Here is a 12,383-nt window from a genome sequence, read left to right as displayed (position 1 = left end):
ATATGGCGAAAAGTTGCCGGGCGGTACCTCGTTTCGTGCGAAACGGGCGCCTTCACGGGAGCAACGTATGGGTCCGAACGGACTACTTCAGTGCAGGTGGGGGTGTACGAGACGAGTGCTGCCGATGGCGGCCATCCGGTTCGATTCCGGGACTTTCGGCCCTGTTGCCGAGGGTGTCGCTACGCGCGCGTGCGCATACCCGTGTGGTGGAATCCAAAACATTCGTGCTTGCTGGATCCGGCAGGGGTGCATAAGTGCGGAGCGCATTCTCGGATACGCGCGGTTTCGTTTTCTCGAACATATGGAATTGTTCGGCGCAGTCGTCGTCGACTCCTGGTCGAGACCGCTGGTGCAGGGTGGGCGGGGCCGGGCGTTCCTGCTCGATTCAGAGACGTGAACCACCCTCGGTTGCACGTCCAATAGTAGGAAGTCAAACTATTCTCATGGCGACCTCACTGCACCGGCCGGTGAACCCGGTCCGCTTCGTGACCGCGTCGAGCCTGTTCGACGGCCACGACGCGGCGATCAACATCATGCGGCGCATCCTGCAGTCGCAGGGTGCGGAGGTCATCCACCTCGGCCACAACAGGTCGGTGGCGGAGGTCGTCACCGCCGCGATCCAGGAGGACGTGCAGGGCGTTGCCATCAGCGCCTACCAGGGCGGGCACGTCGAGTACTTCTCGTACCTGGTGGAGCTGCTGAACGAGCGCGGCGCCGGGCACATCAGGGTCTACGGCGGCGGTGGCGGCGTCATCGTCCCCGAGGAGATCGAGCTGCTGCACTCGCGCGGTGTCGCGCGGATCTTCTCGCCGCAGGACGGGCAGACGCTGGGTCTCGCGCGCATGATCAACCTGATGATCGAGGAGTGCGACCACGCGCTCACCGAGCCGTTCAGCCACGAGGCGTTGCTGACGGGTGCCGACGAGGCCCTGGCGCGCGCGATCACGCACATCGAGGCCGGTATCGCGGGCCCGATCGAGACCACCCGCAAGGTCCCGGTTCTCGGCATCACCGGCACCGGTGGCTCGGGCAAGTCGTCGCTCACCGACGAACTGGTGCGCCGCTTCCGGCTCGACCAGCAGGACAAGCTGCGCATCGCGGTCCTGGCCGTCGACCCGACCCGGCGCCGCGGTGGTGGCGCGCTGCTCGGCGACCGCATCCGGATGAACTGCCTCGACGGCGACCGCGTGTTCTTCCGTTCGCTGGCCACGCGCCGTGCGGGCAGCGAGATCCCGGACGGTCTGGAGCAGGCCATCGTGGCGTGCAAGGCTTCCGGTGCGGATCTGGTCATCGTCGAGACGCCCGGTATCGGTCAGGGCGACGCGGCCATCGTGCCGTTCGTGGACTTCTCGCTGTACGTGATGACGCCGGAGTTCGGTGCCGCGTCCCAGCTCGAGAAGATCGACATGCTCGACTACGCCGACGCCGTGGCGATCAACAAGTTCGAGCGCCGCGGTGCCGAGGACGCGCGTCGCGACGTGGCACGGCAGATGGTGCGCAACCGCGAGGCGTTCGGCGCCAAGTGGGAGGACATGCCGGTGTTCGGCACGTCCGCCGCGACGTTCAACGACGACGGCGTCACCGCGCTGTACCAGTTCCTGCGCGACGGTCTCGTCGAACACGGCCTGGCCGTGGAGGAAGGCTCGCTGCCGAAGGTCAACGGCAAGACGTCGACGTCGGCGTCCACGATCGTGCCCGCGTCGCGTGCCCGCTACCTGTCCGACATCGCGGACACCGTGCGCGCCTACCACCGCAGGACCGAGGAGCAGGTCGAGGCGGTCCGCGCGCACACCCGGCTCACCGCCGCGCAGAAGGCGCTGGAGGCGGCCGGCAAGGCGACCGCCGACATCGCGGAACTGGCGGCGGAGGCCGAGCGCGGGGTCGACCGCGACACCGCCGACCTGTTGAGCGGCTGGGAGAAGACCCGCGAGCAGTACTCCGGCGACGAGCTCGTGTTCAAGGTGCGGGACAAGGAGATCCACACCAAGCTGACGCGGGAGACGTTGTCCGGCAACCAGGTCCGCCGGGTCAGCCTGCCGCGCTACGACGACGAAGGCTCGCTGCTGCGGTTCCTGCGCAAGGAGAACCTGCCGGGCTACTTCCCGTACACCGCGGGCGTTTTCCCGTTCAAGCGCGAGGGCGAGGACCCGGCGCGCATGTTCGCGGGCGAGGGCGACGCCTTCCGCACCAACCGCCGCTTCAAGTACCTGTCCAAGGGCAGCCCGGCCACCCGCCTGTCGACCGCGTTCGACTCGGTGACGCTTTACGGCCGTGACCCCGACACCCCGCCGGACGTCTACGGCAAGATCGGCACCTCCGGCGTCTCCATCGCGTCGCTGGACGACATGAAGGCGCTCTACGACGGCTTCGACCTCGTCGGGCCGACGACGTCCGTGTCGATGACGATCAACGGCCCGGCGCCGACGATCCTCGCGTACTTCCTGAACACGGTGATCGACCAGCAGGTCGACAAGTTCCGCGCGGAGCACGACCGCGAGCCGTCCGCCGAGGAGTACGAGCAGCTGCGCCGTTATGCGCTGGCGAACGTGCGCGGCACCGTGCAGGCCGACATCCTCAAGGAGGACCAGGGCCAGAACACCTGCATCTTCTCCACCGAGTTCTCGTTGCGGATGATGGCGGACATCCAGGAGTGGTTCATCCAGAACCAGGTCCGCAACTTCTACTCGGTGTCGATCTCCGGCTACCACATCGCCGAGGCCGGCGCGAACCCCATCAGCCAGCTCGCCTTCACGCTCGCCAACGGTTTCACCTACGTCGAGTCGTACCTGGCGCGCGGCATGCACATCGACGACTTCGCGCCGAACCTGTCGTTCTTCTTCTCCAACGGCATGGACGCCGAGTACAGCGTCATCGGCCGCGTGGCCAGGCGGATCTGGGCCGTGGCCATGCGCGACCGCTACGGCGCCGCCGAGCGTTCGCAGAAGTTCAAGTACCACGTGCAGACCTCGGGCCGTTCGCTGCACGCGCAGGAGATGGACTTCAACGACATCCGCACGACGCTGCAGGCGTTGTGCGCGTTGTACGACAACTGCAACTCCTTGCACACCAACGCCTACGACGAGGCGATCACCACTCCCACGGAGTCGTCGGTCCGCCGCGCGATGGCCATCCAGATGATCATCAACAAGGAGTGGGGCCTGTCCGCGAACGAGAACCCGTTGCAGGGCTCGTTCGTCATCGACGAGCTGACCGACCTCGTCGAAGAGGCCGTGCTGATGGAGTTCGACCGCATCTCCGAGCGCGGCGGCGTGCTCGGCGCGATGGAGACCGGCTACCAGCGCGGCCGCATCCAGGACGAGTCGATGCTCTACGAACAGCGCAAGCACGACGGCTCGCTGCCGTTGATCGGCGTCAACACCTTCCTCCCCGAGGGCGGCGAGCGCGAGGTCGTGAAGATCGAGCTCGCCCGCGCCACCGAGGAGGAGAAGGCGTCGCAGGTCGAGCGCACGCGTGCGTTCCAGTCGGCACACCGCGACGAGGCGCAGAAGGCCCTCGCCCGCCTGCGCGAGGTCGCGCAGACGAACGAGAACGTGTTCGCCGTGCTGATGGACGCCGCCCGCGTCTGCACGCTCGGTCAGATCACGGAGGCGTTCTTCGAGGTCGGCGGCCAGTACCGCCGCAACGTCTAGGCGTACTCGGGCAGCTCCATGCCGTTGATCGCACGGTCGACCAGCGGCATGAGCGTCTCCATGTCGGGCTCCGCGCCGCCGCGGATCTGCACGTGCAGCCGGCCGATCTCCTGGTTGTCCTCGACGAACGACCGCATCCGCGCCTCGTAGGCGGCGAACCCGGCCGCGGGGTCCCACCCGGCGGCGGCCAGTTCGCCCGCCAGCAGGTAGGCGCCGACCAGGGCGAGGCCGGTGCCCTGCCCGGACATCGGCGACGAGCAGAACGCCGCGTCGCCGATCAGCCCCACCCGTCCGTCCGACCAGCGGTCCATCACCACCTGGGCCACCTGGTCGAGGTAGAAGTCCGGGGCGTCGTCGAGGTGCGCGAGGATGCGCGGGGTCAGCCAGCCGAGGTCGGCCACCTGCTCGCGCAGCAACCGCTTCTGAGCCTCGACGTCGCGGTGGTCGACGTCGAACTCGGCCGCGGGGAAGGAGAACAGGGCCATTCCCCTGGTGGCGTCCTGGATGGGCCGCAGGGCCGCGGACCGCCCGGACCCCTTCTCCTGGTACTCGACGTACCACCGGTCGAGCCCGAACTCGTTGGGCACGCTGTAGAAGGCGAGCACGAGCCCGAGGTGCCGGATGAACCGCTCGTGCGGCCCGAAGACCATCGCGCGCAACGACGAGTGCAGCCCGTCGGCCCCGATCACGAGGTCGAAGCGCCGCCGTCCGCCGCTCGCGAAGGTCACGTCGACCCCGTCCGCGTCCTGGCCGAGCTCGGCGATGCGGTCGCCGAAGAGGTACTCGACGCCGTCGCGGGTGTCGTCGTACAGCACCTGGGCGAAGTCCCCGCGCAGGATCTCGATGTCCGCGATGAACCCGTCGCCGCCGTCGTCCTCGGCGCTGAACGTCTGCACCACGTTCCCGTCGATGTCCACGGTGTGCGCGCCGGCGGTGTCGGTGCACGCCGCGCGCACCGCCGCGTCCAGCCCCATCCGCCGGATGACCTCCTTGGCCACCCCGCGCGCGTCCACCGCCTGACCGCCGGGCCGCAGCCCGGGAGCGCGCTCGACGACGGTTACCTCGGCTCCGCGCCTGCGCAGCCAGTGGGCGAGCGCGGGTCCCGCGATGCTCGCCCCCGCCACCAACACCCTGCTTCCGCTCACGGCGGCCCCCAATCCCCCAAGTCCGGATGACGGTCCGGAGTGTACGGAGATCTTCGACTCACCGCGGGGGTCCGGCGGCTTACGGTTCAGTGCCGGCGGGCTGTTTCGACGGGTTCTGGCGCGCTTCGCCGAGCACGACGTACCAGCGGCCGTCCGTGCGGGCCAACGTGATGCGCTCGCTGTAGTCACCGGCCGAGCTGGTGCCGGTGAGCCGCGCCGCTGCAACGTCCGGGGTGGTCTCGCTGGAGATGTCGGCGTTGGTGAGACGGATGTCCCGGCCGCCGTTGGTGTCGATTCGCCGGCGGATGTCGTCGGTCGCGTCGTTGCCCGGCGGAGCCAGACGGGACAGAGCCTGTGCGTCGCGGGCGTTGAGTGCTTGGACGTAGGCGTCGACCGCGGCGCGCGGAGCGTCCGCGCCGGTGTCCGGTGCGGTGGAACAGCCTGCGAGCAGGCCGAGGCCGGCGAAGGCCACGAACAAGCCTCGCCGGCCGCGGTGCGATTTCGCCGGTATCAACCGTGGCCGGTGACGCAGCACGAAGTCCCCCAAGGCGACGAAGTGTTTCCCCGGTCGCCAGGCTGGCAAGTGCTCCGATGTTCCTCAATCGGACATTTGGAGGTTCAGACGGCGTAAGGAGCCCCGACGATCCACCCGCCGACGCGGTCGGGCAGCTCGTCGGTCGGCACCACCTCCACGGTGTCACCCACGTCGACCACGCCCGGCCGGACCACCCAGCTGTCGAGGCACAGCACCCCGCCGAACTCGCGCCGGATCCGCCGGTGCACGTCGAGGTCCTGCGCCCCGGTGTCCGGGTCGATCGTCGTGACCACGCACCGCGCCCGCTTCTGGAACATCCCGATGACCACGTCACCGATCACCAGCGCGTGCCCCGGCCAGCCGTCCTCCTCGCCGGCCTCCACACCGCCGATCAGGATGTTGGGCCGCAGCCGCCGCACGTCGACGCCGGCCGCCTCGACCTGGCCGTCCGTGGCCACCAGAACGTTGAGCACGTCGAAGCGTTCCGGCCCGGTGTAGCGGGTCAGCCGGCCGCCGTGGGGGAGCACCAGCGCGTGGGCTTCCCAGCTGTCCCAAGGATGTCCGTCCACGAGCGGGCCGTCGGGGCCGGTGGAGGCCGGGATGGTGAGCAGGCCGTACCGGGTGCGTCCGGTCAGGACCCCGCGCGGGCCCCGGACGTGGACGAGCCGGTCGCCCGCCACGCCGTCGGTGGTGAACTCGGCCTGCTGGAGCGGTTCGCCGCCCAGTGACTTCACCGGGTAGCGCCACAGCGCTTCGACGTGCATCTCGTCACTCCGTCGGGAGGTCGTAGGTCGAGCTGGGGTCGATGCGGCGGTCCTCCGCCGAGATCCGCACGTCGTTGATGCTCGCCTCGCGGCGGCTCATCAGGCCCGACGGCGCGAACTCCCAGTTCTCGTTGCCGTAGCTGCGCCACCACTGGCCCTCGTCGTCGTGCCACTCGTACTGGAAGCGCACGGCGATGCGGTTGTCGCCGTAGGCCCACAGCGACTTGCGCAGCGCGTACTCGTGCTCGCGCTCCCACTTCTTCGTCAGGAACGCGATGATCTCGCCGGTGCCGCGGATGAACTCGGACCTGTTGCGCCACACCGAATCCGGGGTGTAGGCGCGGGCAACCCGCTGGGGATCGCGGGTGTTCCAGGCGTCCTGGGCCGCCTGCACCTTGAGCCGGGCGGTGTCGGCGTCGAACGGGGGGACGAGATTCACGGGAGTCCTTCCAACGGTTGGGCGACGCTGCAAACGTTAGAACGGATGCCTAACGGATGCAAGCCTGTGTTACCGTTAGATGTGCTGACGCCCGACGAACCACGTCCGGTCCTGCTGATGAACACCATCTGGGCCAACCGGTCGCAGGTGCACGACGACCTGACCACGGTCCGTGGGCTTCGCGACTTCCTGGGCGTGCCCGCGGACGAGGACGACCTCACGGCGTTCCGGGCGCTGCGGCAAGCACTCCGCGATCTCGCCGGCGTGCTCACCGAGGACACGCGTGCGATCGCGCGGAATCGTGACCTGGAGCGCGCGGTGGCCGAGGTGAACCGCGCGGCGAGGAGTGCGCGGCAGTGGCCTCAGCTGGCGGTGAGCGACGGGGAACTGTTGCGGGACAACGCAAGCGAGGGTCCGCTCGCCCGGCAAGCGCTTGCTGCCATCGCCGCCGAGGCCGTGGAGCTGTTCACCGGCGACAACCGGGTGCTGTTGCGCGCCTGTTATGCGCCGGGCTGCGTGCTGTACTTCGTCAAGGACCACCCGCGGCGCGAGTGGTGCTCGCCGGCGTGTGGCAACAGGGTCCGCGCGGCACGACACTACCGGCGCAATCGGGGTGAATCCCCTGGTCCGAACGGGTTTTCCTGATCGCAGAGGCTACACATGAGCCGCCTCAGTTCCGATAACCGGAGAACAGTAGGGCGCGCTTTTGTGTGGTGGTGATCCGCGATGTCCCGAGAATCCGTGCCAGGCCACGACATCAGCTATCACCTCGTCTGCTTCGACGAGACGGGCAACGAGCGGGGGCGCGACAGCGCGGACGTCCTGTACGACGCCCGCCGCGGCGTCACCGACGTGTTCTTCTTCATCCACGGGTGGAACGGCGACGTGCCCGCCGCCCGGCAGCAGTACGGGCAGTGGGTGAAGACCATGGCCGACTGCCGCGCCGAACGCGAGGCGGCGCACCGGCTTCCCGGCGGCTTCAAGGCCTTGCTCGTTGGCCTGCACTGGCCGTCGAAGGCGTGGGGCGACGAGGACGTCCGCTCCGACGAGTTCATCAAGGCGCAGGCTCAGCGGCTCGGGGGAGGCGCCGGTCGCACCGCCGCGGTGCGCACGATCGTCGAAGCCGCGCGGCAGCACCCGTGCCGGATGTCGGCGGCGGTCAAGCAGGCCTACGACTACCTGGAGAGCTCCGTTCCCGACCTGCCGGGCGAGGACGGGATGGCCTTCGACGCCGAGCAGCTCTACCGGGCGTGCCTGGAGGATCCGGCGCTGGGCGGGATCCTGTCGCCGTTGCGGATCCTGACGTTCTGGAAGATGAAGCGCCGCGCGAAGGTGTTCGGGGAGAGCGGCGCGGCGCGGATCGCCCGCGAGGTCGCCCAGGCCGCCCCGCAGGCGCGCATCCACCTGATGGGCCACAGCTTCGGCTGCATCACCGCGGCCGCGATGGCGAACGCGGTGCAGCCCGCGACGCTGACCCTGGTGCAGGGCGCGATGTCGCTCTGGTCGTTCGCGGAACGGCTGCCGGGTGAACCCGGCTCCGGCTACTTCCGCGGCGTGCTCGGCCGCGTGCCGGGTCCGATCATCGTCACGACCTCGTCGCACGACTACGCCATCGGACGGTTCTACCCGCTGGCCGCGCGGTCGGGGCGGCAGGTCGACCTGGACGAGTACCCGAAGTACGGCGCCATCGGCGCGCACGGTGTGCAGGGCACCTACGCCCACGGCCACAACATCGGATCTCCCGGCGAACTGACCAGGGGGCAGGTGCACAACGTCGACTGCACGTCGGTGATCCGCCGCATCGACGGAATCGCCGGTGCCCACAACGACATCTGTCACCCGGAACTGGCCCGGCTGCTGTGGAGGGCGGTGTTGTCGCGCTAGGGTTGTCCGTTTTCAGAAACACGCGTTTCCGTTGACTGCTCCGATGACTCGGTTCTACGGTGAGTGCACCGTCGCTGCCGAAAACCTCGGAGCCGAGGACGGTAACAGATGCTTCGTCGTCCATTGTGGATAGTCGCTGCCTTCGTGCTGGCGCTCGTCGCGGGGATGACCCCGGCCAGAGCCGCGGATCCCGTGCTGGTGCCCATCTTCGACGGCAAGACCCTCGACGGCTGGACCATGCACGCCAAGGACGCGTTCGTCGTGAAGAACGGCGCGATCCACAGCCAGAAGAACGCCTCGCGCGGCTGGATCTACTACAACAAGCAGCAGTACAAGAGCTTCCGCTGGATCTTCAAGGTGCGTCAGGTCTCCGGCAACCACAAGCCGACCGTGCTGATCTGGGGCAAGATCCAGACACCGCCGCTGAACGGTCTCGGCGCGATCCAGTTCCAGCCGCCCAACGGTGGCGCGTGGGACTACCGGCCGGGCCACAACAACGGCGGCAAGGGCCTCTTCACCAAGTACCCGCACCCGAACTGGGACGTGAAGAAGTGGGCGCAGTGCGAGATCCTCGCCAACGGTGACACCGGAATCGCGCGCATGGCGTGCTGTCCGCTGCCCGACGGCGCGGCCAGGTGCAAGGCGCAGGAGGTCCTGAAGTTCGAGGACAAGAAGGAACCAGCCGGCCGCGAGGCGCCGGTGGCGATCCAGATCCACAACAAGGGCATCGAGGACGAGTACAAGGACCTGGTCGTCGAGTCACCGGTCGCCGACCCGACGAAGTTCATCACGACCTCCGGGTAGAGGGGAACCGTGCCCGTCCCGCGTCGCGAGTCATGACCCCCGCGCGGCCCGGGACGGGCACGTGTTCATCCCCGCACCCAGCCGCAGGACCATCTGCGGCACCAGCGTGTTGCCGAGGCACGGGCGCAGGTCCGCGCGCAGCGCGGACAGGCTGATCGGGTCCAGTGCGGGGCCGACGGCGATCCCCATCGTTCCCGCCGTCAACGCCACGCGCTGCATCGCCTGCCCCGCACGGATTTCCGCCGCGGCCCCCTGGTTGAACGTGCACAGCACCAGCTCGGCGCCGTCCTTCACGTGCAGCCAGGCGCGTTCCACCTCGGCCGCGCGCGACAGGAGTCCGCGCCAGCACGAAAGTTCGGGGTAGGTCGTCCACGTGCGACGGTTCGTCCGCAACGCGTGCAGCAACGCCAGCACGTCCGGATCCGGCTCCTGGTAGCCGCCGAGCCGCACGGCCGCGGCGGCGTCGTTGGCGCTCTGGCCGGGCAACAGCGTCACCAGTGGACGGATTCCGTGGCCCTGCAACGCCAGCCGGACGTTGAGCAGGACGACACCGCAGGCGATCCGGGTGTCCCTGCTGTGCGGGCCGGCGGTGTGCAGCTCGATCTGCTCGGGACGAACCTCGAAGCGCACGCCCGGCGCGGAGGCTCTCGCGAGCGCGAGGACGCCGCGCACGTCCTCACCCGCGAGTCCGAGCGAGTCGGGCACGGCGATCGTCATGCCCACACTGTCCGGTCGGACGCGGGGAGCCGTCCACGGCCGAAGGTCCCCACTTCATAGGGCCGTGCGATGGGCGGTCGTCACGGCGCGACGGGCGGTCAGCCCCGTGCGACGGATGAAAATGTGCGAATCTAGTCCGCGTGTCTGACGCGCTTGGTCGCCGAGGCCTCGACGAGCTGCTCGACGAGGTCCGCGACCGCATGGACGAGATCGTCACCACGCGCGACCACATGCAGGAGCTGCTCGGCGCCGTGCTCGCGGTCGCGTCCGGGCTGGAGCTCGATTCGACGTTGCAGCGCATCGTCCAGGCCGCCGTGGACCTCGTTGGCGCCCGCTACGGCGCGCTCGGCGTCCTCGGCACGCGCGACGACCTGGCCGCGTTCGTCTACGTCGGCGTCGACGAGGAAACGCGCGCGACGATGGGCCACCTGCCAGAGGGCAAGGGCCTGCTCGGCTTGCTGATCAAGGACCCGACCCCGCTGCGGCTGCGCGACCTGGCCAAGCACGACATGTCCGTCGGCTTCCCGCCGAACCACCCACCCATGCACAGCTTCTTGGGCGTGCCCGTGCGCGTGCGCGACGAGGTGTTCGGCAACCTCTACATGACGGAGAAGATCGACGCCGCCGAGTTCACCGCGGACGACGAGGCCGTGCTGCAGGCGCTGGCCGCGGCCGCGGGCATCGCGATCGAGAACGCGCGGCTGTTCGAGAAGTCGCGGATGCGCGAGCGGTGGCTGGAGGCGATCGGCGAGGTCAACTCCGAACTGCTCGGCGGCGCGTCCGGCGAGTACGCGCTGCGCCTGATCACCCAGCGCACGGTGGAGCTGGCGAACGCCGACTCGGCCCTCGTCGTGCTCGGCGACGGCCAGCACGAGCCGCTGACGGTCGCGGCGAGCGCGGGCACCAGGGTCGACGACTTCAACGCCTCCGACAACGCGGTGGCCGAGGTGATCCGGTCCGGTGTCCCGCAGCTGGTCGACGACCTGGGCTCGGGGTTCGGACCGGCGCTCGCCGTCCCGCTGCGGTCGGGCGCGGTCGTCACCGGCGCGCTGGTGGTGCTGCGCAAGGGCGGCGAGACGCGGTTCCTGCCCGACCAGGTGCCGGTGCTGGCGTCGTTCGCCGACCAGGCCGCGGTCGCGCTGGAGTTCGCCGAGCAGCAACGCTCCCAGCGCCTGCTCGACGTGCTGGAGGACCGCGACCGCATCGCCCGCGACCTGCACGACCACGTCATCCAGCGGCTGTTCGTCACCGGCCTCACGCTGCAGGCGACGATGCGGCGCATCACCGAGCCCGAGATCGCCGCACGCCTGCGGACAGCCGTGGAACAGCTCGACGAGACCGTGCGCGAGATCCGCACGTCGATCTTCGACCTGCACTCGGCCGACAACACGTCACTGCGCCGCCGGCTGCTCGACCTCGTGGCGGGCCTGACCGCCTCGACGCACCTGTCGCCGTCCGTGCGGATGTCCGGCACCGTCGACAACTCGGTGCCGCCGGAGCTCGCCGAGCACGTCGAGGCCGTGGTGCGCGAGGCCGTGACGAACGCCGTCCGGCACGCTCAGGCCACCGAGTTGACCGTGCTGATCGACGCCGGTGAGGACGTCGTGATCACCGTGCAGGACAACGGGATCGGCATCCCGCCCGACGCGGCGCGCAGCGGTCTGCGCAATCTCGCTCGCCGCGCGGAGAAGTTCGGCGGCACGCTCGCGGCGCGCGGAACCGAGGGAGGCGGTGCCTGCGTGGTCTGGCGTGTGCCGCTGAACTAACGGGGCTTCTCGCCGTCCTTGCGGAACTGCGACGCGAACACCGCGGCCTGGGTGCGGCGCTGCATGCCGAGCTTGGCCAGCAGGTGCGAGACGTAGTTCTTGACGGTCTTCTCCGCGAGGAACATGCGCTCGGCGATCTGCCGGTTCGTCAGGCCCTCGCCGATGAGGTCGAGGACCGTGCGCTCCTGCTCGCTGAGCATGCGCAGCGGGTCGCCCTCCTCGCGTTCGCGGCGGATGCGGTTCAGCAGGGCCGACGTCGTGCGGGCGTCGAGCAGCGACTGTCCTGCCGCGACGGTGCGCACGGCGTTGACCAGGTCGGCGCCCAGGATCTGCTTCAGCACGAAGCCGGACGCCCCCGCCATGATCGCGTCGAACAGGGCCTCGTCGTCGGCGAAGCTCGTCAGCATCAGGCACTGGAGGTTCGGGAGGCGGCTGCGCAGCTCGCGGCACAGCTCGATGCCGTTGCCGTCGGGGAGCCTGATGTCGAGCACCGCCACGTCGGCCTGGGCTCCTGGCACCTTGGCCAGCGCCTCCGTGACCGACGCCGCGTCACCGACCACCTCGAGATCGGACTCCTCGCCGAGCAGGTCCGCGATGCCGCGGCGGACGATCTCGTGGTCGTCGACGAGGAAAACACGCGTCGCCATTGGGTCACGGTAGCCCAAAGTCCCTGACCCGA

Annotated in this window: 11 protein-coding genes; 5 read left to right on the top strand and 6 right to left on the bottom strand. The window is 69.3% G+C overall.

Annotated features, from left to right (window positions below; all coding sequences use genetic code 11):
• Nucleotides 1–443: 443 nt before the first annotated feature.
• Nucleotides 444–3,650: a fused isobutyryl-CoA mutase/GTPase IcmF gene (gene icmF, locus IEZ09_RS18405; protein ID WP_189254945.1), complete on the top strand. Its 3,207-nt coding sequence runs from the start codon at nucleotides 444–446 to the stop codon at nucleotides 3,648–3,650.
• Here the strand turns inward: icmF and IEZ09_RS18400 are convergent.
• The 4 genes from IEZ09_RS18400 to IEZ09_RS18385 form a co-directional block, all read right to left on the bottom strand.
• On the bottom strand, nucleotides 3,647–4,795 hold the full coding sequence (locus IEZ09_RS18400; protein WP_189254944.1) for an FAD-dependent monooxygenase: 1,149 nt from the start codon (nucleotides 4,793–4,795) through the stop codon (nucleotides 3,647–3,649). The genes icmF and IEZ09_RS18400 overlap by 4 nt on opposite strands.
• Nucleotides 4,796–4,874: 79 nt before the next feature.
• Nucleotides 4,875–5,267: a nuclear transport factor 2 family protein gene (locus IEZ09_RS18395; RefSeq protein ID WP_189254943.1), complete on the bottom strand. Its 393-nt coding sequence runs from the start codon at nucleotides 5,265–5,267 to the stop codon at nucleotides 4,875–4,877.
• A 146-nt stretch (nucleotides 5,268–5,413) separates the two neighbouring features.
• Complete coding sequence (locus IEZ09_RS18390; protein WP_189254942.1) at nucleotides 5,414–6,094, bottom strand: MOSC domain-containing protein; 681 nt, start codon at nucleotides 6,092–6,094, stop codon at nucleotides 5,414–5,416.
• 4 nt (nucleotides 6,095–6,098) lie between these two features.
• Entirely contained in the window at nucleotides 6,099–6,533 is a 435-nt protein-coding gene (locus IEZ09_RS18385) for a nuclear transport factor 2 family protein (RefSeq protein WP_189254941.1), read from the bottom strand.
• Nucleotides 6,534–6,650: 117 nt separating this feature from the next.
• On the opposite strand from IEZ09_RS18385, the gene IEZ09_RS18380 reads away from it, so the two are divergent.
• From IEZ09_RS18380 to IEZ09_RS18370, 3 genes are all read left to right on the top strand, one after another.
• Nucleotides 6,651–7,178: a CGNR zinc finger domain-containing protein gene (locus IEZ09_RS18380; protein WP_189254940.1), complete on the top strand. Its 528-nt coding sequence runs from the start codon at nucleotides 6,651–6,653 to the stop codon at nucleotides 7,176–7,178.
• Between the two features lie 81 nt (nucleotides 7,179–7,259).
• A complete protein-coding gene (locus tag IEZ09_RS18375) occupies nucleotides 7,260–8,417 on the top strand; it encodes a hypothetical protein (protein ID WP_189254939.1) in 1,158 nt (385 codons plus the stop codon).
• A gap of 123 nt (nucleotides 8,418–8,540) precedes the next feature.
• The gene (locus IEZ09_RS18370; RefSeq protein WP_229812683.1) at nucleotides 8,541–9,221 is read left to right on the top strand and encodes a 3-keto-alpha-glucoside-1,2-lyase-like domain-containing protein; all 681 of its coding nucleotides are present in this window, start codon (nucleotides 8,541–8,543) and stop codon (nucleotides 9,219–9,221) included.
• Between the two features lie 30 nt (nucleotides 9,222–9,251).
• Here the strand turns inward: IEZ09_RS18370 and IEZ09_RS18365 are convergent, their stop codons facing one another.
• Nucleotides 9,252–9,938 carry a hypothetical protein gene (locus tag IEZ09_RS18365; RefSeq protein ID WP_189254937.1) on the bottom strand — a complete coding sequence of 229 codons (687 nt, stop codon included), beginning with the start codon at nucleotides 9,936–9,938 and terminating at the stop codon, nucleotides 9,252–9,254.
• 200 nt (nucleotides 9,939–10,138) lie between these two features.
• Between IEZ09_RS18365 and IEZ09_RS18360 the strand changes: the two genes are divergently transcribed.
• Entirely contained in the window at nucleotides 10,139–11,704 is a 1,566-nt protein-coding gene (locus tag IEZ09_RS18360) for a GAF domain-containing sensor histidine kinase (RefSeq protein WP_189255033.1), read from the top strand.
• On the opposite strand, the gene IEZ09_RS18355 is transcribed toward IEZ09_RS18360, so the two are convergent.
• On the bottom strand, nucleotides 11,701–12,351 hold the full coding sequence (locus IEZ09_RS18355) for a response regulator transcription factor (protein ID WP_189254936.1): 651 nt from the start codon (nucleotides 12,349–12,351) through the stop codon (nucleotides 11,701–11,703). The two genes, IEZ09_RS18360 and IEZ09_RS18355, sit on opposite strands and share 4 nt — an antisense overlap.
• Between the last annotated feature and the right edge of the window lie 32 nt (nucleotides 12,352–12,383).

This window comes from Lentzea flava (assembly GCF_014648475.1).
GTDB lineage: Bacteria > Actinomycetota > Actinomycetes > Mycobacteriales > Pseudonocardiaceae > Lentzea > Lentzea flava.
This window is presented reverse-complemented; position numbering and strand designations above follow the sequence as displayed.

Excerpts from the sequence above, each read along its gene's own strand:
- icmF (WP_189254945.1), top strand. The coding sequence starts at position 444 with ATGGCGACCTCACTGCACCGGCCGGTGAACCCGGTCCGCTTCGTGACC.
- IEZ09_RS18390 (WP_189254942.1), bottom strand. The coding sequence starts at position 6,094 with ATGCACGTCGAAGCGCTGTGGCGCTACCCGGTGAAGTCACTGGGCGGC.
- IEZ09_RS18380 (WP_189254940.1), top strand. The coding sequence starts at position 6,651 with ATGAACACCATCTGGGCCAACCGGTCGCAGGTGCACGACGACCTGACC.
- IEZ09_RS18375 (WP_189254939.1), top strand. The coding sequence starts at position 7,260 with ATGTCCCGAGAATCCGTGCCAGGCCACGACATCAGCTATCACCTCGTC.
- IEZ09_RS18365 (WP_189254937.1), bottom strand. The coding sequence starts at position 9,938 with ATGACGATCGCCGTGCCCGACTCGCTCGGACTCGCGGGTGAGGACGTG.
- IEZ09_RS18360 (WP_189255033.1), top strand. The coding sequence starts at position 10,139 with ATGGACGAGATCGTCACCACGCGCGACCACATGCAGGAGCTGCTCGGC.
- IEZ09_RS18355 (WP_189254936.1), bottom strand. The coding sequence starts at position 12,351 with ATGGCGACGCGTGTTTTCCTCGTCGACGACCACGAGATCGTCCGCCGC.